This is a genomic window from Psychrobacter maritimus, from assembly GCF_029953575.1.
GTDB classification, from domain to species: Bacteria; Pseudomonadota; Gammaproteobacteria; order Pseudomonadales; family Moraxellaceae; genus Psychrobacter; species Psychrobacter maritimus.
Genome location: NZ_CP124526.1, coordinates 865,905 through 889,249, shown reverse-complemented (window position 1 = coordinate 889,249; position 23,345 = coordinate 865,905). Strand labels below are relative to the sequence as shown.

Genomic DNA, 23,345 nt, shown 5'->3' with positions numbered 1-23,345 from the left:
TTTATTCAGTACATTTACTCAAAATCGCGACCATACATTTGCGCATAATGACCCTGCAATTGCATCAGCTCAGCATGCGTGCCTAGCTCAACAATCTGACCACCATCTAAAACAGCAATACGGTCAGCGGACTCAATCGTCGTCAAACGATGCGCAATCACTAGCGTCGTGCGGTCTTTCATAACATTATCAAGTGCTTGCTGAATGTAATATTCTGACTCATTATCTAGAGCACTGGTGGCTTCATCTAAAATCAAAATCGGCGCATCTTTTAGTAATGCTCGAGCAATAGAGAGGCGCTGGCGTTGACCACCAGACAGCTGCAAACCTTCAGCGCCAATTTCACTTTGATAGCCATTTGGCATTTTCATAATAAAATCATGGGCAAAAGCGTCTTTTGCTGCTTGCTCAACCTCAGCTTGAGTTTTATCAGCCAAACTGCCATAGGCAATATTATTAAACACCGTAGTATTAAACAGCACCACTTGCTGATTGACCATCGCAATCTGCGCACGCAAGCTTTCAAGCTTAATATCTTCAATCGGCATACCATCAAGGGTAATTTGCCCAGAAGAAGTATTTAAGGTACGGGTAAGTAAATTGACTAAAGAAGATTTACCAGCGCCGCTACGTCCAACCAATGCCACAGTCTCGCCTGCACGCACATCTAAAGTAAAATCACGCAGCGCCACAGTTGAATCAGGATAAACCAAACTGACATTATCCAGTTTAATCTCACCTGCCAAAGTAGGACTAAGTACACCGGTATCTGCTTCTTCCGGCTCATCTAGTAAAGCAAATATTGATTCACCGGCCGCGAGCCCTCTTTGCAACTGTTGATTGACATCAGTCAATGAACGCACAGGCTTACTTAGTAATCCTGCGGCAGCAATATAGGAGATAAACTCACCTGCTGAGATATTATCTATCACCGCAGGGCGCAGGGCGAGCCACACCACTACCGCCATGGCTATTGCCATCAGCAGCTGTACAGCAGGAGTATTGATGCTATTGGTGACAACGACCTTCATCCCTTGGCGCAGGTTTTTCTTCGATGTTGTATCAAAGCGCTTAGATTCATAGGCTTGTCCGCCGTAATTTTTCACCACTTGATAGCCATTAATCACTTCATTAGTAATATGGCTGACATCGCCCATGGTTTCTTGAATACCCTTTGAAAGCTTTAAATAACGCTTTGAGGCTACCCTTATGAGCCATAAAATCGGTGGCAGCACGACAAACAAAATCAAGGTCAAGCGCCAGTTGCTATAAAGCAAGAAACCTATCAAAGCCACGACCGTCAAGCCATCGCGTAATAGAGTCTTCATTGAATCGGTGCTGGCTGCAGTTACCTGCTCAACATCAAAAATAAGCTTGGACGAAATCGTCCCTGCTGGATTCGCTAAATAAAACGAGCTTGGCAAACGCAGTAACTTATTAAAAACCTGCACACGTAGCTCATACACAAGATTGCGCGAGACCAACGCCGTATAGTAGTTACCTAAAAAGCTTCCTACGCCGCGCACGAAAAACAACAGGACAATAATAAACGGAAATAAATCCTGCTTACTTTGATCATTTTGATTGATGGCATCAGTAATATATTGTAATAATTTGGCAATCCAAATTTCTGTCGCCGCATTAATAGCAAAGCCTATTATGACTAATATTAGCGCCCACCAATAGGGTTTAAGGTAGCTTAATAGACGTAATAAGGTCTTATGTTTAGGCGTACTTGATGGCGCTGCTGATAGCTTTTTAGCAGAAGTTTTTTTAGAGTCAGGTTGATTAGCTTGGCTCATAAAAGCCTCAATTTAGGTATAAAGAAGGAATAAATGACACGGATGCAGCAGTAGCGCTTGGTTATAAGATAAAGCATTAAAGGCTTTTAGAATAATAGTGGTAATGCTTAATACGCTTTACCACCTTATCAAATATCATAAAAATTATTGTGCTGATGATTGCGGTAAAGGCTGACCAAGTGGCACAACCGTACTGATATTTAAATTTAAAAAACCCAATTTACCAGCGATATCCATAACGCGTACCACGGATTGATGCGTGGCATTCGCATCGGCAGCAATTACAAATAGCATATCACGATTACTTCCCGCCTCTTGCTGTAGCATACTGGTCAATTCAGCCTCGTTGCTACTAGCAAGCGTAATTCCGTTAACTAGATAACTGCCATCTTCTTGCACGGCAACTTCAATACTGTTTTTCTCTTCTGTCAGCGCCACACCTTCAGCTTCGGGAAGAATGATATTTAAGCGACTGAAATGATTAAACGAAGTAGCAAGCAGTAAAAATACGATTAAAAATAATAAACAATCAATCATCGGCGTCAGATTGATTTCAAGTGGCTCAACGGTCGGTTTTCTAAAACGCATATCGCTCTCTTTAATGGTCTTAAATGTACGGATTCAACAAATAAGTGACATCACACAATTAAGTTGCTGTAGCGGCTGTTTCTAAATCCGAGGTGTCAAGTGAAAGCTCATAACCCTTAGTTTTAGTTGTTTCTACACCATTAGTAGGTAGAGAGATGGTAGAGGCTTGCGTATTGTCCAGCAGTTGATAATCATACAATTCTTGAATCATTAGCCCCGCTTGCGTTTCAAACTGCGCATTGATATCGATAATACGGCGCTGAAAATAACGATAGGCAACCAGTGCTGGGATGGCCACAATCATACCAGCAGCAGTGGTAATCAAAGCCTGTGACACGCCAGCCGCCAACATCGTTGGGTCTTGCATCGCGCCATCCGTAATCGCCAAAAACGACGAGATAATACCCAATACCGTACCCAACAAACCAAGCAATGGCGCAATCGCCCCAATGGTGCCAAGCATATTGATATTTTTCTCTAACTGATGCACTTGCACACTGGCACGGTTTTGCATATGCATTGTCATCGAGTCTAAGCCGTATTGGCGGTAAAGCAGACCGGTCGCTAGAATATCACCCAAAGGGGTTTTTTCTTTGACATTCATCAACTGTGTACGACCGATATCACCGTTTTCACGTAGGCGGTTTATCAGCTGTTCACGCAATCTATTGGGCGCAATCTTATTAAATTGTAAAGTATGACTACGCTCGATAATAATAACCAATGCTAATATTGAGCACACCACGATAGGTGTCATCAGCCAACCACCTGCTTTTACCAGCTCCCACATACCGACTCTCTTCTATGTTTTTATTAATTATTAAAAGATGATTTAATATTTGTATGGTTAGTACAAAACACTCAAATAAGCTAAGCCTGAGCTTCTATATGCTTAATTAAGGCTGCTAGCTGATCTTGGCTATGGAAGAATATCTCAACACTACCCTGCCCGTCTTTTTTGTGTTTGAGCTTGACTTCTGCGCCTAACATATCAGTTAAACGCTGGGTTAAGCGCTCAACATCGCGAGACTGTGCTTGCTCAGGACGACTGGCTTTTGGCGCGGGTTGTAAAATGGATTTGACTAACTTTTCAGCTTCGCGCACTGTCATACCAGCATCGATGATTTTTTGCGCAATGATAGGCTGCTGTTCTGATGATAACGCCAATAATGTACGGGCATGCCCCATATCTAAAGCACTGTTTGCCAAATGATCTTTGACCGTATCATGGAGCTGATTGAGACGTAGCAAGTTTGAAACCGTGGTACGTGCTTTCCCAACGACTTCGGCAATCATGGCATGACTCATACCAAATTCTGTATGGAAACGCTGTAAAGCTGCCGCCTGCTCAATTACCGATAAGTCTTCACGCTGGATATTTTCAATCAAGGCCAGTGCAATTGCCAGCTCATCAGATAACGCGCGCTCAATCGCTGGTATAACCGATTTACCCGCCATTTTTGCCGCACGCCAGCGGCGCTCACCGGCGATAATTTCGTGCGTAACCAAGGCCTCGCTCTTGTCTTCATTCGCCAATAATGGACGAATAACAATCGGTTGCATGACGCCGTGTTGTTCAATAGAAGAGGCCAATTCTGCCAGCGCCGTTTCACTCATATCACGGCGCGGTTGATACTTACCTGCTTGCAGACGCGTGACATCGATTTGCACCAAACTTATTTGGTCTTCAGAGGCGCTATTGTCTATCACATTGGTACGGGTTTTATTAGCAGGGCTTTTCTTAATCATCCGCGCTTTACGATTATGACTGTCAGTAGATTGCTCTGTTACTGGTGAGGCAGAAGGCTTTTTAGTCGCTTTTGTATCAGCAGCTGTGCCTGCCACGTGGGCACCCTGTTCTTGTTTTTTAGCTTCTGATATGTCAGTTTCTAGCATTGCAGCTGACACAGTAGGCTCGCGCACCACCGTATCATCTTGTAAGGCAGAGGCGGCAATTTGTTTTTCTTTTTTGATTGACCCTAATAAGGCATCTAAGCCTCTATTGGCAGCCAACCCTCTTTTCTTTGCCATGATTACCTATCCTCTAACGCTAAAATAAAAAGCCCAATGCTTACTACTGCCGGCTTACTGATAAATATAATTTGCTGTTTTTAATGTTTAAACTAAACAAGCTAAATGATGACTAACGACTTTTGACTAAAAATTTATGATCATTCACTTTGCTTCATCACTTCAGCGGCCAGCTTTTGATACGCGCGCGCGCCTTTTGACCATCTCTCGTAGGCAATAACTGGTAAGCCATGTGCTGGCGCTTCTGCTAGACGAATATTTCTTGGAATATGAGTCTTATACATAATCTCGCCAAAGTGCGCCTCTAATTCAGCAGACACATCACGCGCCAAGGTATTACGCGCATCAAATAAAGTTCTGACCACGCCGCGAATATAGAGCTTAGGGTTAAGTTCAGTGAGGCGCTCAATTGTCTGTGACAAGTCCGCCAAGCCTTCTAGCGCATAATATTCACATTGCATCGGAATAATAACGCTGTCGGTGGCAACCAAGGCATTAATCGTCAGCAAGTTTAAGCTCGGTGCACAATCGATAATCACATAATCATAAGCAGGTTTATTGGCGGCGATTTGATCGTTGACCAACTGCGCCATCGCAGTTTTAAACAACTCATGGCTGTTGGTCTTGCTCATTAAGGTGATGTCCATACCCGCCAAATCACGATTGGCACCGATGACATCAAAGCCAGCTGGACTATTCACAATCGCTTCAGACAGCGACACACCATCGAGCAGTACATCAGCGATGGTCAGCTCTAATTGGTTCTTATCCACGCCCGTGCCACTGGTGGCATTACCCTGTGGGTCTAAGTCAATCAGCAGTACGTGCTTGCGCTTGGCCGCTAAGCTGGCGGTCAAATTCACTGCCGTCGTGGTTTTACCCACGCCGCCTTTTTGATTCGCAATTGCTATGATTTCCATACACTCACTCAATTTAATTAGGATCTGTTACTGATTTTTACTGAAGCATTTTTGCTGCTTGTAGTTATTATATTACTCAAATACCTGATACTTACCTATAAGGGTGTTTAACACCTGCGTACAAATGAGAAGACCACTTACTCATTACTATAGAACAATTGTTGCTTTATAGTACGTTGCGTGCTCATAGCTTAGACATTTTTATAAGATAATTCAATTAAATGACGACTATCTTGTAAATGCGGCACATTTAACGGAATCGTCTTTATCTGCCAAGCGTCATTTAGCGCTTGCAACTCTTCGTCGCTCGGGGCTTTACCCTTCATCGCGCATAAATAACCATTATCGGCCAAGCGTGGCTGAGCGACTTCTACAAAATCAATCAGACTGGCAAAAGCTCTCGACGTTACCACCTCATAGCTGGCTTCATGCGCTTCAATACGCGAGGCGATTGGGTGCATGTTACTCAAACCAAGCTCGCTACTGATTTGCTTAATAAAACGAATTTTTTTCTGATTGCTATCAAGGGCGGTACATTGGCGCTCAGGCTGACAGATAGCGATAATCACCGCTGGCAAGCCCGCTCCCGTACCAATATCTAGCAGCGACCCTGACGGTAAATGCGTTATAATAGCCAAACAATCGATGATATGTTTGATAAGTGCTTCGATTGGATCGGTAATAGCGGTCAGATTATACGCTTTATTCCATAATAAAAGCTGGTCTAAATACAATAATAACGTGCGCTGCTGCGTCGCGCTTAATGCAAGCCCCAGCTCATCTATTGATTGCGCCAAGATATTTGCAAGTGTTGGCAATTGCGCACCGAGCTTTACAAAACCTGTCGGGTCAATATGAATTTTACCCGTGCTAGCAGATGATGAAGAGGTTTTAGTAGAATCTGACATACGGGTTATCCAGTTTTGACATGTGAACCGTCTATTTTATCATGCAGGCTGCCCATTGAATAGTTGCAGATTGCGCCAATGTACGCCATCTTATACTATCTACGCCTATATTGAAGGCTTATCTTCTTGGACCGTCAGCAATTTAACGTAGCAAAATGAATATTACCTCAACCTAATTAGTAAAAACACCCATCTCTCTATGATACAAAACTGCGCCTAATGTCTTATCTAAAACGCACCTATATCTTGTAAGATGTCCTGATACATTATTAAAAAGATTCATTATTAAAAATGATTGATTGTTAGAAGCGCATCCTTACACTTAGCGCTCAAACAACAAAAGCTCACTAACCATTCCGCCCTCTTAAAACGACTTACTATATAACTATGACCGAACCGCAAAACACACCTATGAATCAAGACCCAAAAGATACCAATCCTATGGTAAGCCCTGTCAATAAAACAGCAGAGACAAAACCATTAGCAACGAATCTGCCTAAAAAAAGGCCATCTAAAACAAAGCTACCCAAAAAAGAGCTGGCACGCAAAAAGCCGTCAGAAAAAGCTCAGCCAGATAGTACAGTAGATGTGCCTAACACGCCTCATCCGGTATTTATCGATGTTAATGAGCGCTGCCTTATCAGTGCCGAGCAACTTAAGCGTTATACTGATACGAATGAGCTACCGAGCGATACCCGCACTGCCCCCGATTTAGATGTCGGCTTTGGACAACAGCGTGCCCTTAAAGCGTTGCATACAGCACTGGATATTCATGCCAGTGGCTATCACGTATTTGCCGCGGGCGAAAATGGCTTAGGTAAACGCACCGTTATCAGTCGTTTATTGCAACGAATTGCCGCTGACGCACCAACGCCCGATGATTGGGTTTATGTGTATAATTTTGCCGATCCACGTACACCGCAAGCATTACGTCTACCTTCTGGGCAGGCGACCATACTACAACAGCAGGTCAATCAATTATGGCAGCAAGCCAAAAAACGACTTAGCCAACGCTTTCGTAGCGACCAGTATCAAAGCAAAATCGAAGCCATCAAAAATGATACCCATCAAAAAGAAAGTCAGGCTTACGACGACCTAAATACCGAAGGCAAACAATACGATTTGGCACTGACGTTTCGCGCATTTGACAATAAAGCGGTATTTGTACATCCCAGCCAGCTACCAAAAGAAGAGAGCAATAGTGAAGTTAAAGATGACAAAATCTCTAATAGCCAGAAAAATAAGTCAATAAAAGAGGAAAGTCAAAGAGCCAATATTCCTAATGACAATATTTCTAATGACAATATTTCTAATGACAATATTTCTAATGACAATATTTCTAGTTCCAGTATTTCTAGTGCTGATGATAGCGTGAGCAAAGATGCTAACCACGACTACGGCAAGAGCGAGTACGAAGCTGAGCTGAATAATTTTGCACAAAAAAACCATATGCAAAAGCGCCTAAGTCAGCTGACCATCGCCTTGGAGCAATTAGAAGACGAAGCCAATGATGCCATTGAAGCGCTGCATCGCAATATTGCACGCCGAGCGCTACAGCCTTTATTTGCACCTATTTATGAGCAGTTTACTGATCATCCATTGGTCGTCGAGTATTTAAAAACCATATTTGCCGATATGGTTACGCATGTCGAGCGTATCGTCAATGGCGATGATGAGGAGTTTGTGACGGCAGTGCTTGCCACAACGCCGAGCCGCTATGCAGTCAACGTCATTGTCAGTCACGCGCCCGATAGTGGCGCACCTGTCATCTTTGAAGACTTACCGACGCATTTAAACCTATTGGGTCATGTCGAGCAAATCACCCAATTGGGCACAGTAACCACCGATGTCAGTATGATTCGAGCAGGCGCCCTGCACCGTGCCAATGGCGGCTATCTATTGTTAGAAGCCAGTCATCTACTTGAGCATCCTTACGCGTGGCAAGGTCTTAAGCGCGCCTTGCAATCTCGCAAAATCAAACTCTCAAGCCTTGAGCAGATGCTGACCTTAACAGGCAGCTTATCGCTCGCGCCCGCACCCATTGACCTTGATATCAAAGTCATCTTGCTTGGCGAAGCAGATTTATATTACGAACTACTAGAGCTTGAGCCTGAGTTTGATGCGGTATTTAAAGTACGTGCCGATTTTCACGACGATGTAACTCGCAGCCCTGAGCACGAATTGGCATTGGTGGCAAAAATGGCAGACATCATTGATTATGCCAACCTTTATCCTTTTGATAGTAGCGCCCAAGCCGCTTTACTCGAGCATTTAAGCTTACAAGCAGAAGACCAAGACCGCTTAAGTTTGCATAGTGATTTATTAATTAAGCTCTTACATGAATCTAACCGCCATGCACGTTTGAGCGGTAAAAATATTGTTAGCGCCATTCACGTCACCCACGCTATTGACGATATGGATGAGCGCTCAGGATACTTGCGCGACCTTTATTGGGATGAGTTAAAAAATGGCCAGCAGCTTATTCAGACCCAAGGCGATGCTGTCGGACAAGTAAATGCGCTCACTGTCGTCAGTTACGCCGATAGCGAGTTTGGTATGCCCGCTCGTCTGACCGCAGTCATTCAGCCAAATATTGGCGCGGGCGAAATTCTCGATATCGAGCGCGATGTGGATTTGGGCGGTAGCTTACACGCCAAAGGCATGCTGATTATGACCAGCTATTTGCGCGCCTTATTTAGTCAGCATCATGCGCTAAACTTTAGTGCCTCACTCGCTTTTGAGCAAAGTTACGCCCATATCGATGGTGATAGTGCGACGGTCAGTGAAGGCTGTGCGCTACTTTCCGCCCTAGCAAACGTCCCTATCAATCAATCTTTTGCGATTACCGGCTCGATGAATCAGTTAGGCGAAGTCCAAGCAGTTGGCGGTATCAATTCTAAAATCGCTGGTTTCTTTGACGCTTGCCGCGAGCAAGAGCTGACGGGACAACAAGGCGTGGTTATCCCAATGGCCAACGTCAAACAATTAATGCTACGTGACGACATCATTGCCGCCGTTCAAGCAGGGCAATTTCATATTTATGGTGTGCATACCTTAAGTGAGGCCTTGACCTTAATGACCGGCTTACCTGTCGACGCCATGAATAAAAAAGGTCGCTACCGTAAAGAAACCTTATTTGGCAAAGTACTAAGCCGTTTGATGCTTTGGGATGAAAATCAGAATGCTGATGACGAAGTCGATGATAAAAAGTCGAAAAAGAAAGCCAAGAAAAAGCGCCAAGCCAAACGTCAGAAAAAACAAGATAAGCAAAAAAAAGCCAAGAAAGAGAAAGGTGACCTAGATACAAGCCCAGACGCAAATATAGAGGCAAATACAGAAGCGCATCGCTAGACGTTGTCATGCTTTTCTGCGATGATTGGCTTTTTATGATGCGCTATGTTAATCAATAAAATGCTAATAAACAGCTAGCAACCAAACCCGTGACTGAATAAAGGTTATCTTTAATGACTGCACATTCTACTGACGCCGATAGTATTCAAGCTCAAGCAGTTGTTGATAAATCAGCAACTGCACTAGTGACTAAAGAAGTTGCTGAGCAAAACGAAGAAATTACTGCAGATAATAAAGCGTCTGAGGAAGCAGCAGATAATCGTCATGGGGCAGCGACGACAGCGCGGCAATGGCAAGTGTTGTCGCAGTTACAGCGCAATCGCTGGGTAGGAACAACCCATGTTTACGAGCAGCTTATATTGGCAGGCTTTGATATCAGTTTGCGTACGGTGCAACGCGATTTAAACGCCCTTGCCAAACGCTTTCCTATCGAAAAAAACAATGCCAATCCACAAGGCTGGCGCTGGAAAGATGATGCGCCGCTGCAAAGCTTACCGCATATGAACTTATCACAAGCGGTTGCCTTTAATATGGTCGAAGCCAATCTAAGTCAGCTGCTACCGCCGGTTATTTTAGATGAACTATTTCCTTGGTTTGACTTGGCACGCAGGCAACTCAAAAACAGTAAAGTCACACATTCATGGATTGACAGAGTGCGTATCGAGCCTGCAACTCAGTCTTTAATTGCACCGCATATTGATTTAGAAAGTAAAGACAACATTTATCATGCGTTATTTTATCAATTGCAAATACAGGCCAACTATACCCGCAGTGATAAATCACAAGCCAGCGAATATACCTTAAACCCTATTGCTATCATTCAGCGTGGGGTGATTATTTACCTATTGGCAACGCGCACTGATGATCCAGAAGTGATTATTCGTACCTTTGCTTTGCATCGCTTTACCAGCGTTGAGATATTAGAAAGCGCGGCTAAGACCCCAGACAATTTCCAACTGGATACCTATCTAGATGCAGGCGGCATGGGCTTTAGCCATCCTTTATTTAGCCAGTTACCTGATCATGGCAAACATACTGCGGTTGAGCTACAATTTACCAAACAAGCGGGCAAAAGCTTAACGGAAAGTAAGCTTAGTGATGACCAAAATGTGATCATCAATAGTGATGAAACCCTAACCATACAAGCGACCGTTAACTTAACCTCGCAGCTGGTTTGGTGGTTACGTGGCTTTGGTAGCGGTCTATTAGACGCCAAACCCGCGCTACTGTATCAAGCCGTATTAGACAAACCAATAAATGATGAATAGCAACAATAAAGAAAAATAGCTCATTATTAATGATGATAAAAATCTAATAGCCATACTCATATGCACCAACGCTTATACTATTTAAAATAACTATTGAAAAAATTAAAATCCAAAAGGAATATTATGTCGACCACTATCCCATCACCACTACTTTCAGACAGTTTAAGAGGGCTGGGTTTAGATACGGGGACGTTATTTTTTGCGCTAAATTATGAATTTACCAAGATTGAGCAAAAAGGACTATTTAAAAATTTAAAGAAGCGCTTCAAGAAAAATGAAGGCGCGATTGATATCGATTTGGCCTGCGTACTGTATGACGACAACTGTACCATCAGCGATATTGTTTGGTTTAAGCAGTTACGTGATAAAGCAGAATCGGTCAAACATCAAGGCGATAGCCTCAATGGCAAAGACCGCGGTGAGCAAGCCATGTACCTTGCGCCACTTGACCAAGAGCAAATCCGGCTTTATTTGGATAAAATCCCCGCCCACATCACGCATATCGCTTTGCTTGCCAATTCTTATCATGGGCAGCCTTTTGGCAGAGTCAAAAAAGGTGAGCTTCATTTGAGCGATGATGAAGGTAACCGCTCTTTTGAAGTTAATTTAAAGCAGCTACCGCGTGACTGCATTACACTTTGGGTCGCACACTTGCGCCGAGAGGTAGATGATTGGCATCTGACTTTACAAAATCTGCCACTGCCTGCGACAGATTTATCGACAGCCGCGCAAGAAGTGGCGCATGAATTGGCACGCGCCCTGCCCGTTCCGCAAGGGATTTAACATTAATGTAAAAAGGTAGGATTGGTTTTTACCTATAAATAAAAAGGGCGAGACGCTATTTAATAACGTCTCACCCTTTTTTTACATCAAAAACTTTTGATTTAAGAACTGCCTTTAAAAACTGTTCTTAAGAACAACCTTTCAGAAAAAAAGCTTAAATGACAGCTTTACTCTAACGGCTCACCGCAATGCGGGCAAAAATTCTTTTGCCGCAATTCCCTTTCACGGCGTTCCAGCTCTTGCTCACGCAATACTTGCAGCACAATCTCTTGTGCCTGCTCCTTATTCAATCCAAGCTCGCGGCGGATTTTCTCAATCATCATCTGATTCTGTACCAAATCAAAATCGCTATCGACCAATTGCCCGCGGAAATCCTGCTCAAGCTCTTCACGGCGCTGACTGAGCTCATTTGCCAAGCCCGTCGCCAAAATACCGGCCGGTAATGCAGCTAGACCGACGCCCAATATGGTGATAATCGCCCCCAATATTTTACCAACATTGGTGATAGGCGTTACATCACCGTAGCCAACCGTCGTCAGAGTAACAACAGCCCACCACATGGCTTTGGGTATCGATTCAAACTCCTCTGGCTGCGCGTGGTTTTCGACCAAATAAATCCCACTTGATGCCGTGACAATCATAATGATTAAGATAAAAAGAACCGCTTGAAATGAGCCTTTCTCCTTACTGATAACCACCAATAAAATACGTAATGAGGCAAAATAACGAGTGAGCTTAAGAATGCGAAATAAACGCAAAATACGTAAGAAACGCAAGTCGATACTGACAAAGAAATTCAAGAATGCGGGCGCAATTGCAATGATGTCAATCAAAGCCGACGGACTTTTTAGCCACTCCCAGCGCTGACGCCAAGTGGTATTGTCAGGCTTCGCTTCAGCGACACTCCATAATCTGAGCAAATACTCGATAGAAAATATGACAATCGAGAAATTTTCAAACCAAGTAAAATACTCTTGATACGGATAGTACCAGTTATCTACAGACTCAGCGATGACCGCCGTGACGTTCGCCATGATTAAAAAAATGAGAAAGTAGTCAACACAGCGACTAAAGAGCGTATCATGCTCATCGTTTTGTAGAATGTTATAGACGAAAAGACGCAAGCGCCGTATAGATTGGAGTAGCATGGCGTCCCTATATACGGTGCGATGTAACACCGGTCTTATATTAATAAACAGTCTTTTAAAAAGCGCTTATACCTAAATTCAGACCAACAAAGTTGATGGGCATATTTAGTTTATGCATCAGTAATAATGATTATACAAAATTTAGGTAATAAATGTAGGTCACTGCCAACAATATCACGGCAATCGCCAAGAAAACGAAGCGTAAAAATTGCTCATCAGCCCGTAATTGATTGCTTAAGTTTTGCGCCGGTAATAAGAACAAACCACATTTAGGGCAACAAGAATCTATTTGGTTCAAGAGCTTGATGGAACAGGCATTTTCACAACGAAGCGGAGAATTACTACAATAACCGAGCATAATGTCTGACCGTCCCCTTTGATAAATAGCAGCAAAAAATGCTGAAAATTGCAAATTAAAATAACAAGCGTAATTAAAAAATTATTCCTAATTTAGTCTGTCTATTCAAGTAGATAGGTAACTTAAGATATGAACATTACCACTTTCTATTTAAAACCTTACTCTTATTAGGGTTTTTGTATTATAATAGAGAGATAATGTTACAAGTTAACCATAACATTGCGTAATCAGTCACTACTGTCATCCCTCATTAGAGACTGACCAATAATCATCTATTATGTTGAGGAATCAAACGATGAAACTACAATCCCTAGTTTTAGCTGCTGCAACTGCACTTACTATGACCACTGCTTTCGCTGTACCTGCTGGTACTTGGTCTGTGGCTGCTGGTGCTCACTATGTTGATCCAAAAAGTGACAACGGTAACGTCACTATAGGCAATACAAATTACGCTGTAGATGTTGATGGCGATGTACGTCCAACCATCAGTGGTGAATATTTTATCGCTAATAACGTTGGTGTTGAGCTACTAGCAGCGATTCCATTTCATCATGATTTCACTTTGACTGATGCAAATGGTGGTGAAATCACAGGTAGAACTCAACATTTACCACCTACTCTTTCTCTACAATACCACTTCGACGGCTACAACCTGCCTATGAACGTGAAACCTTTTGTTGGTGTTGGTGTGAACTACACTACTTTCTTTAAAGAGAAAGCAAATGTTGCAGGTACTGAGCTAAAACTTGACGATAGCGTAGGTGTTGCTGGTCATATCGGTCTTGATATTCCATTCGCGCCTACTGAGTCTTTCCGTATCGATGCTCGTTATATGGACATCAAAACTGATGCTACGTTAAACGGTACTGATATTGGTGAAATTGATATCAGCCCTTGGGTATATGGTGTCGCTTTTGTAAAACAGTTCTAATATAGCCCATTGCTGTAGACTGAGCACGATAAATAAAAGAGGCCAGCTTAATAGCTGGCTTCTTTGTGTCTATGAATAGATATTTTTGTAATAAAGGATATAAAAAAGACCATCCGTAGATAGTCTTTTCTATTAACCATGCTATTTTTACTTAACCCTAAAACTATAGCAAAATACGGCGTGGATCAGCCAATAAAGTTGCAATATAACGGGTAAATACCGCGGCATCAGCGCCATTAATCACGCGATGATCATAAGATAGCGATAGTGGCAGCATTAAACGCGGCTCAAAAGTTTGCTTACTAGCATTCCAACGCGGCTGCATACTGGCTTCTGATACCCCTAAGATACCCACTTGTGGCCAATTTACCAGTGGCGTAAATGCGGTACCACCTAAGTTACCTTGGCTTGATATCGTAAAGCTTGCGCCTTGCAATTCTTTGGTCGTCAGTTTCTTATCACGCGCTTTAACCGCAAGCTCACCAATCTCAATAGCAATCTGCTTAAGCCCTTTATCTTGCACATTTTTGATAACAGGTACAATGAGGCCATCATCAGTCGCTACCGCAATACCCATATTGACACTTTTACGTAAAATAACTTGGGTATTATCGTCGCTCAAATGACTGTTAAAACGCGGATGCTGGGTTAACGCATAAGCGGTCGCTTTGACAACAAAGGCTAAAATAGTGAAGCCGATACCTTCCGCTTTCATAGCGCCTTTGAGCTCACCACGTAATTTTTCAGTCTCCGTGATATCAGACAAGTCAAACTGCGTTACTTGCGGCAATAAGGTATTATAATTAAGCTGCGGTATTGATACTTTTTGTAGGCGGCTTAAATCTTGTACCTCCGTCTCACCCCATATCTCAGTATTGCTCATATCAGGTAAGCTTGGCAGGCTTGAGCTGACCCCATTGCCACTAGAAGGCGCAGTTTTTTGCTTGCTCAAGCTGTCTTTTACATGGGCAAATAAATCTTCTTTTAAGATACGCTCATTAAGCGCTGAGCCCGTCACTTGAGAGATATCAACCCCTAGCTGACGCGCAAGCTTACGCACGGCAGGACCGGCATAGATATCGACCATTTTTTCGTTGACTTGTGCTTCGGTCAGCTTGGCATTTGTAGCATTTTTAGCGTTAGTATTAGTCGTAGACTTAGCGGCTTGTTTAGGCTCGTCTGTTGGTTTCGACTTGTCAGACTGCTTATCTGATTCTGTTTTGTTAGTTGATTCAGCAGATTTTGATGCTTGCGACTCAGAAGTATCAGCCTTAGACTCACTAGCATTATTACTGGCGCTATCTGAACCCTCACCAATAATGACAATAAAGTCTTGACCATTGGCGACCATATCGCCCGCTTGCACCAATATTTTTTCGACCTTACCCGCTTCTGGCGCCGGCACTTCAACCGACGCTTTATCAGATTCAATCAGCAAAATGGATTGATCAGCAGTAACTATATCACCGACACTGACCATAATCTCAGACACTTGCGCTTCATCGACTCCTAGGTCTGGCAAGGCATGAGTGGTTGCTTTTCCTGCTTGCTCGCCTGCTTGCTCACTTGCTTGTTTGGCAGGCTGAGAAGTATTTTCCTCAGCTACGTTAGTATCGCTTTGCTTCTCTGCTTGCTGATTATCCTGCGGCTCATTTCTTTTGTCAGCGGCAGGTTCTGTTTTGTTTTCTGTGTCAGCGCTTTGACTATCGTCTTTAGCATCGGCTTCGCTTTCAAGCTCAATAAGCACCATACCTTCGCTCACTTGGTCGCCGACTGCCACGCTTATTTTAGTTACTTTACCAGCAGCCGAGCTTGGTACTTCTACTGATGCCTTGTCAGATTCTAATAAAATGATATTGTCGTCTTTTGCAATAACGTCGCCAACTTCGACCATAATCTCACTGACTTCGGCGCTATCGACACCCAAATCGGGGGCTTTAATGTCCATCCGTAATTCTCCTTGTATTATGATTGCCTTGTCTTTTGGCTATTCTTTGACGTCATCATCATTGAGTAAGGCGGCGTCAGCTGGGTCTTCTGCGCGACCTTCGCTACTTATTTCATCATCATCTTCATCGACAAACTCTGGTACAGGGCTCGGATTTACATTGTCAGGGGCTGGCGCGTCTGGGAAATGATCATAATGAGGCTGTTGTTGCCATGCAGGCGGTTGATCCGCTTCGATACCAAAGCTTGAAATCGCATCTTTTACCAGACGCATCTCAACTTCACCTTCATCAGCTAAGCGTTTAAGCGTGGCGACCACGATATGCGCGGCATCAACATGGAAGAAGCTACGTAGATTCTCACGGGTGTCCGAGCGACCATAACCGTCGGTGCCTAAAGTCGTATAAGGGCGATTATCCGGTAACCAGGCGCGGATTTGTTCTGAGTAATTACGCATATAATCTGTAGCAGCAACTACGATACCTTCGTGCGGAGCCAACTGTTCAGTAACCCAAGGTACTATTTCTTCTTCCATCGGATGCAGGCGGTTATAATCATCACAAGCCATACCATCGCGAGTCAGCTCGTTAAAGCTGGTCACGCTCCATACATTGGAGCTGATGTTAAACTCGTCCTGTAATATTCGTGCCGCTTTTTGTACTTCACGTAAAATAACACCTGAACCTAACAGCTGAACTTGGCTTGAGCCGTTATCTTCTAATAAGTACATGCCGCGCTTAATGCCTTCTTCCACGCCTTCTGGCATGGCAGGTTGTTCGTAGTTTTCATTCATCAAAGTTAAGTAATAATAAACGCGCTCGCCCTCGCCATACATGCGGCGTAGACCATCATGCATAATCACTGCCAGCTCGTAACCAAAGCAAGGATCATAAGTCACGCAGTTCGGTACGACGTTAAATAGAATTTGTGAATGACCGTCTTGATGCTGCAAGCCTTCGCCGTTGAGCGTAGTACGACCGGCTGTTGCGCCAAGTAAGAAGCCTTGCGCCTGACAGTCACCTGCCGCCCATGCAAGGTCACCAATACGTTGGAAACCAAACATCGAGTAGTAAATATACATCGGAATCATCGGTAACGCGTTGACAGAATAACTGGTTGCCAGTGCAATCCAAGTACTCATCGCGCCCGCTTCGTTAATCCCTTCCTCTAACATGTGACCATCGATGGCTTCTTTATAACCCATTAATGCTTCACTGTCCTCAGGCGTATATTTTTGCCCAGAAGCCGAGTAAATACCCAATTGACGGAACATACCTTCTAGACCAAAAGTACGCGCTTCATCAGGAACGATAGGCACAACGCGGTCTTGAATGTCTTTATTTTTTAGCATGGCTGATAGCAGGCGTACAAACACCATGGTAGTCGATTGCTCTTTACCATTACTGCCTTTAAGCACACGATCAAAAATAGACAAATCTGGAATATTTAATGGAATATGACCACTACGGCGATTGGGCAGATGACCACCTAAGGCTTCACGGCGACCTTTTAAGTACTTCATCTCAAGTGAATCTTCTTTTGGACGATAAAATGGTAGCGTCTGTAACTCGTCATCGGTAAATGGCAAGTCAAAACGATCACGGAAATACATCAAAGCTTCATGATCAAGTTTTTTGATTTGATGCGATTTATTTACCGCTTGTGCTTGGGTCGACAAGCCATAGCCTTTAACCGTTTTGACCAAGACAACGGTCGGTTGGCCTTTGGTTTTCATGGCTTCACTAAAGGCAGCATACACCTTCATCGGATCATGGCCACCACGGTTTAGGCGCGCAATATCATAGTCAGACAGCTCGTTTGCCATCTCCTCTAGCTCAGGATATCTACCAAAGAACTCTTTACGCGTAAACTCAGGGGTACGGGCTTCATATAGCTGGTACTCACCATCAACCGCTTCTTCCATACGATGTTTAAGCACGCCTGTTACATCTTTATCAAGTAAGGTATCCCAGTTACCGCCCCAAATCACCTTAATCACCCGCCAGCCAGCACCACGGAATACGGATTCAAGCTCTTGAATAATCTTGCCGTTACCACGAACTGGGCCATCAAGACGCTGTAAGTTACAGTTGACGACCCAAATTAAATTGTCCAGTTTCTCACGTCCGGCAAGCGAAATCGCACCCAAGCTTTCTGGCTCATCAGTTTCGCCATCGCCCAAGAAGGTCCAAATCTTGCGATCTTCTTTTTCTAATAAACCGCGGTTTTCCATATAGCGATGCACGTGCGCATGATAAATGGACATAATCGGACCCAAGCCCATCGACACGGTTGGGAACTGCCAATAATCTGGCATTAAGTACGGATGCGGATAGCTTGAAAGACCCTTGCCGCCCACTTCACGGCGGAAGTTTTCTAACTGTTCTTCGGTCAGACGACCTTCTAAATAAGAGCGCGCATAAATACCGGGCGCTGAGTGACCTTGATAATAAATCATGTCACCGCCGAAATGATCGCTCGCCGCACGGAAGAAATGGTTAAATCCTGTCTCATAAAGGGTCGCACTTGAGGCAAAAGTCGCTAAGTGACCGCCTAAATCATCATCGTTCTTATTGGCGCGCATAACCATTGCCAATGCATTGTAGCGAATCAAAGCCCGAATTTTACGCTCAATCGTCAAGTCGCCTGGGTACATTGGCTCATCTTCAACCGCGATGGTATTGATATAAGCCGTATCGAGACGGTTAAATGGCAGTCCTTCTTGTACCGCCATGTTGTATAACGCTTTTAATAAAAACTGCGCCCGATCCTTATCAGCATGTTTGATAACGGACTCAAAGGCTTCCAGCCATTCTTGGGTTTCGGTGCTATCAGCATCCTTATAATAATTCATCTTTCTTAATCCTTTTTATCAGTCAGCCCTGCGCAATGACAGGGTGTTATTAAATCAGAGTGTGTTACGTATTTTAATGAGCAATCACTTTACTTGATGCTTTCCTTATAACGTCCTTGCTGCATCTAAGCATTGCATTGTATTTTGTGGTGATGACAGAGAATTCTAAATAAATCGTATCACTGTAGATTAGCATAGGAGCAAATAAACATCGTTGTAAAATTAAACGATATCCGCTACGCGATACTCACTATCAAATGATAATGACACTCTATTATAGGTACTTATTGAGGGTTTGTTTATAGCTATCGAGAAATGCCAATATGACAAGTATTTCTGAAATAAATAGTGATTAGTTTTTAAATGAATATTTGTAGATAAATACTAAGAATATCGAATTAATCTATAAAACTGATATTATATAACCCTTTGAAAATACAGTCATTTTCACAATAAAATCTGGTCTCATTATTCTAGATATACATAAAGCAACTAATATAATTCTGATAGCAGATTCAACAAAACAATCAAATTCTACTTTTATAGCTATCATTCTGTTACTCATCCCCTATAAACAGACGTTCGTCTTATTTTTGTATACTAATTGTGTTTCAAACACTACAATTAATATGAAGTACTATTACTTTACTATTGCTGTTGGAGTTATCATGAATTTTTTTACTAAGCTGTTAGAACTAAAGTCCATGGTATCTCGTTGGATTACGTTAGTATCCCTATTGTTACTCTTTCCAAATATTGCCGCATTTGCTGCTAGTTGTCCAACTGGTTATGCTTCTTCAACGATCAAACCTCAAGAATATAATCAATGGCCATTAGGTTCCTTTAAATCAACGATTACGGCAGCAGGTAGCTCTACTGATCATGATGTGGTTATTACCGGATCGATGACAAAAAATGGCAGCTCGCAAAGTATCATTGGCGCTGCTAATACTATCTCTCCCACCGGTGGTGCATTTTTTATTAAACAAGATATGCGAAGTGAAAGTGATACCAACACCATCACCTATAAGTTTGACAAGCCTCTCCTTAATCTCAGTATGAGTGTCTATGATATTGATAGGCAGTTAGGGTTTTTCGCTTATAACTGGAGGGATAAAGTACAGTTTATAGCTAAAGACGGGACTAACAATACAGTGTTGCCAGCATTTTCGAAAACCGGAGAATTTGTTATTGCTTCGGGAGATACTGCGTCTGGAGATGGTTCTATTGGATGGTTTGGAAGGTGTGAAGATAATGACTTTAGCAACTCTTGCAAGGTAACCGCTTCTTTTAATAAATCTATTTCAGAGTTAAGCATTGTATATGGAAATACTAGTGCCTCTAAAAGTGATCCAGATGCTCAAAATATAGAAATAACTTTTGATGATTTCTGTGTGCCGTTGCCAGACTATACTATTTCTAAAGATGACGGTTTGACTAGTATTGGAACTAACAATATTACTGATTATATAATTACTGTGACCAACACCGGTGACGTTCCTTTAAAAGATATAATACTCAAAGATCCAGCAGTCACAGGCCTTAGTAAGCAATCTAATATTACTTGTGACAGCACAGATACTAACAATATTTGTGATAGTAATAACCTACCCACTATAAAGTTATTAGAAAGTGCGACAGGTTTCAATATATCGTCTATACCAGTTGGCAAGAGCTACAGCATTAAAGTACCAACGATTGTTACTGCTGATTCCGGCTCTACAGTACAAAATATAGCTACTGCCACTCTTATCTCAACACCGACGAGTAAAACCGCCTCTGATACTAATATTGTGACTTCTATATTTGATAGCGGTTCTAATAGCTCACCTGCCAGTTGTCTAAGCGGTCATCAAATGTATTATATCGGTGAAAACCCACCAAAATATACCCCTATAAAAACGCAAAAGCTAAGTTGGGCAAGTGGCTCAAGCAATTCCTATACTATTGGCGGGGTTAAGCTTACATTATCATTTCCCATCATAAAGAATATAGTTAGTGGCTATCCAAAGTATGAAACTACAAATGGGACCACAACAAGAAACTCTATTAATATGTTTCACACTAGCCAAAAACTGGATGTAAATCATCAATTAACCGCTACTATCGACAGATCTGTAACGAAATACGGATTTGTCGTTCAGGACCTCGATGCAGATCAGAATCGCAAATATACTGAAAGTATAACGATCAAAACTATTGGTGGAATTCTTAATAATTTTAGTACTTCTAATCATGAGCTATCTAATGGCAACCAAACCATCACAGGAATACCTTGGAAAAACTGTGACACGTCTAGCCTATGTAACTTCAATATAGATTGGGGCTATAGCCCAGCATTGACTCCTTTTATAGTTACTCATGGTAATACTTATAGTGGCGCTAGCACAACAGCATCGACCGGCGATCACTTGGTAGGCTATTCTGATTTCTATTTCTGTCTTGCTCCTCCAAAGCTCGTAGTCAAAAAAGCTTTAAATGGTAGCCGCGTCAACGATACTGATACTAAGCGAGATCAGTTCGAGATAAAGACTAGCGGTAATTTAATAGCAACCAATGGCTTTACCACAACTGGCAAAGGGGCGGCTATTATCAAGGGTAGTAGCACAGTACTAGAGTTAGAAGAAAATAAAAGCTATACAATTACTGAACGAGTAATGAATGGAACAACGCTAGGCGATATAGCAAATTATGATGCGACCTATGTTTGTAACAACACCACGACAGGCAGCACAATAGTAACAACCCCAATTACCTATGATGCGCCTAACAAAACTCGTTCCTTTACGCTCTCTAATACCAGTTATGGTGACGAGATCACTTGTACCATTACTAATACACCGAAATCTTATACTTTCTCGGGTATTGTATTCAATGACAATGGTGGTATTACCAATCCTAACTCACAGCTAATAGGTGGTATTTATAACAATTCCGCATTTTTTAATGGTGTTTTAGATGCTAATGAGGCAGGTATAGATGGGACGAATGGAGTAAAAGCCCGCTTAAGCGATTGTAGCAAGAATCCTAGCACTACTCCTATTATAGCGACTGTTGATGTGACAAAATCGGGAAAGTATGAGTTTACGGTCTTACCAAAAGACTTAGAAGGTAAAACCGATTTATGTATAGAAGAGATAGAACCCAATAATTGGCTCTATAGTGTCGATACTACACCCAATATTCGAAAGTTCAGTTTTAACTCTAGTGTAACAACCTATCGAACTGGCGTAGAAATCAATGGTAGTAAGCTGAATCTAGACTTTGGAAATGTCATTAAAGAAAACACCGCTTTAGTATTGATTAAAAGTCAATATGTTCACGATTGTAGCTTAACAAACCTGATGACAATTACAGTAAACTATACTAGCTTACCGACTGCTGCTTATAGTAAAGAGCCCATAGCTAACATACAGCCAGGTCAATGTATCGCTTATCGTATCGAAGCTATCAACCGCGGTAATGTACCTTTAACAGATGTCGTCATCAAAGATATCTTGCAAAAAAGGGGTGAGAATGGGGCTCTTATTACATCAACTTTGGTTATACCACCTCCTATTGGTGAAAGTAGCGAACCTACTTTTCCAACAAGCCCAGTAGCGCTTGGTGATAATCGCATTGTCATTACTAATGGCTTTAACCTAGGAACGACTTCTTCTAGTAAAAGAAAAGCTATCCGCTTTAATACTAAATATGGAAATACTATGGATCCTTAATTGTTACTTTCCCTTGAATTTACAACAACCATTAAAATTCATCTATTTTAATAAAAGCCCTATCTTCTTAGATAGGGCTTTTACCGTTTAACTACCTCAAATCTCCTTTTGTCGCATTTCTAGTGACAATGTGTTATTAATCTGTAACTATGTATTATAAGAGCATAATCGATATTTTTCAGTTTACGACAATAAAGTAATTACTGAGCTTTATACAAGCGATAAATATTTCGACAGTGATGAATTAATAAAGGATTTAATATGAAAGGTCTCAAGTTTTTACGTAGCGCCTTATTAGCGAGCTTAGCCTCTGTATTTTTATTAAACACAGCTTATGCTGATGAGGCTCTAAAAATGGAGCTAACCGCCAACAAGGTAGTTAAAAACACTGAAGGTAAAATCAGTTATTTACCAGTTCGAACGGCCCCTACTGGCACTGTTATTCAGTACAAAGCCGTCTATACCAATACCATTAATGAAAACATCAGCGATTTAGCAGTTACCCTACCCATTCCAGCCAACATGACTTTTACTGGTGAGGTATCTCCTACTAGCGCTCAAGGCAGTATCGATGGCAAGAATTATGCTGATATGCCTTTGATGCGCAAGGTCGATGGCAAAATGGTTAAAATTCCATTTTCCGAATACCGTACCTTACGTTGGAATATCAAATTACTCCCAGCCAGTAAATCCGCTGCGGTCTCTCTTAATACAATCGTTGAATGACATCATCATTGATT

15 protein-coding genes are annotated in these 23,345 nt (G+C 42.4%); 6 read left to right on the top strand and 9 right to left on the bottom strand.

The window, feature by feature from the left end:
• Positions 1 to 14: 14 nt before the first annotated feature.
• The 6 genes from msbA to rsmG form a co-directional block, all read right to left on the bottom strand.
• Complete coding sequence (msbA, locus tag QJS82_RS03760; protein WP_281491268.1) at positions 15 to 1,802, bottom strand: lipid A export permease/ATP-binding protein MsbA; 1,788 nt, start codon at positions 1,800 to 1,802, stop codon at positions 15 to 17.
• A 144-nt stretch (positions 1,803 to 1,946) separates the two neighbouring features.
• Positions 1,947 to 2,390: an ExbD/TolR family protein gene (locus QJS82_RS03755; protein WP_201628621.1), complete on the bottom strand. Its 444-nt coding sequence runs from the start codon at positions 2,388 to 2,390 to the stop codon at positions 1,947 to 1,949.
• A 58-nt stretch (positions 2,391 to 2,448) separates the two neighbouring features.
• Positions 2,449 to 3,180 (bottom strand): MotA/TolQ/ExbB proton channel family protein, encoded by a 732-nt coding sequence (locus QJS82_RS03750; protein ID WP_281491267.1) that lies wholly within the window; start codon positions 3,178 to 3,180, stop codon positions 2,449 to 2,451.
• Between the two features lie 80 nt (positions 3,181 to 3,260).
• Entirely contained in the window at positions 3,261 to 4,421 is a 1,161-nt protein-coding gene (locus QJS82_RS03745) for a ParB/RepB/Spo0J family partition protein (protein ID WP_281491266.1), read from the bottom strand.
• A 140-nt stretch (positions 4,422 to 4,561) separates the two neighbouring features.
• On the bottom strand, positions 4,562 to 5,341 hold the full coding sequence (locus QJS82_RS03740; protein WP_201619921.1) for a ParA family protein: 780 nt from the start codon (positions 5,339 to 5,341) through the stop codon (positions 4,562 to 4,564).
• 191 nt (positions 5,342 to 5,532) lie between these two features.
• Positions 5,533 to 6,249, bottom strand: coding sequence for a 16S rRNA (guanine(527)-N(7))-methyltransferase RsmG (gene rsmG, locus QJS82_RS03735; RefSeq protein WP_281491265.1), 717 nt, complete (start codon positions 6,247 to 6,249; stop codon positions 5,533 to 5,535).
• A 387-nt stretch (positions 6,250 to 6,636) separates the two neighbouring features.
• On the opposite strand from rsmG, the gene QJS82_RS03730 reads away from it, so the two are divergent.
• The 3 genes from QJS82_RS03730 (at position 6,637) to QJS82_RS03720 (ending at position 11,651) form a co-directional block, all read left to right on the top strand.
• Entirely contained in the window at positions 6,637 to 9,600 is a 2,964-nt protein-coding gene (locus tag QJS82_RS03730; protein WP_281491264.1) for an AAA family ATPase, read from the top strand.
• A gap of 113 nt (positions 9,601 to 9,713) precedes the next feature.
• Entirely contained in the window at positions 9,714 to 10,868 is a 1,155-nt protein-coding gene (locus QJS82_RS03725) for a helix-turn-helix transcriptional regulator (RefSeq protein ID WP_281491263.1), read from the top strand.
• Between the two features lie 123 nt (positions 10,869 to 10,991).
• Positions 10,992 to 11,651, top strand: coding sequence for a TerD family protein (locus QJS82_RS03720; RefSeq protein ID WP_201619925.1), 660 nt, complete (start codon positions 10,992 to 10,994; stop codon positions 11,649 to 11,651).
• Positions 11,652 to 11,818: 167 nt separating this feature from the next.
• On the opposite strand, the gene QJS82_RS03715 is transcribed toward QJS82_RS03720, so the two are convergent.
• Positions 11,819 to 12,799, bottom strand: coding sequence for an ion transporter (locus QJS82_RS03715; protein ID WP_281491262.1), 981 nt, complete (start codon positions 12,797 to 12,799; stop codon positions 11,819 to 11,821).
• Between the two features lie 653 nt (positions 12,800 to 13,452).
• Here QJS82_RS03715 and QJS82_RS03710 point away from each other — a divergent pair.
• Positions 13,453 to 14,088, top strand: a complete 636-nt coding sequence (locus QJS82_RS03710) for an OmpW/AlkL family protein (RefSeq protein WP_201564914.1) — start codon at positions 13,453 to 13,455, stop codon at positions 14,086 to 14,088.
• 163 nt (positions 14,089 to 14,251) lie between these two features.
• Here QJS82_RS03710 and QJS82_RS03705 read toward each other — a convergent pair whose 3' ends face one another.
• Together QJS82_RS03705 and aceE are read right to left on the bottom strand one after the other, a co-directional pair.
• Positions 14,252 to 16,036, bottom strand: coding sequence for a 2-oxo acid dehydrogenase subunit E2 (locus tag QJS82_RS03705; protein WP_281491261.1), 1,785 nt, complete (start codon positions 16,034 to 16,036; stop codon positions 14,252 to 14,254).
• 39 nt (positions 16,037 to 16,075) lie between these two features.
• Positions 16,076 to 18,889: a pyruvate dehydrogenase (acetyl-transferring), homodimeric type gene (gene aceE / locus QJS82_RS03700; protein WP_281491260.1), complete on the bottom strand. Its 2,814-nt coding sequence runs from the start codon at positions 18,887 to 18,889 to the stop codon at positions 16,076 to 16,078.
• A 668-nt stretch (positions 18,890 to 19,557) separates the two neighbouring features.
• Between aceE and QJS82_RS03695 the strand changes: the two genes are divergently transcribed.
• Together QJS82_RS03695 and QJS82_RS03690 are read left to right on the top strand one after the other, a co-directional pair.
• Positions 19,558 to 22,605: a hypothetical protein gene (locus QJS82_RS03695; RefSeq protein WP_281491259.1), complete on the top strand. Its 3,048-nt coding sequence runs from the start codon at positions 19,558 to 19,560 to the stop codon at positions 22,603 to 22,605.
• A gap of 261 nt (positions 22,606 to 22,866) precedes the next feature.
• Positions 22,867 to 23,331: a hypothetical protein gene (locus QJS82_RS03690; RefSeq protein ID WP_281491258.1), complete on the top strand. Its 465-nt coding sequence runs from the start codon at positions 22,867 to 22,869 to the stop codon at positions 23,329 to 23,331.
• Positions 23,332 to 23,345 lie beyond the last annotated feature (14 nt).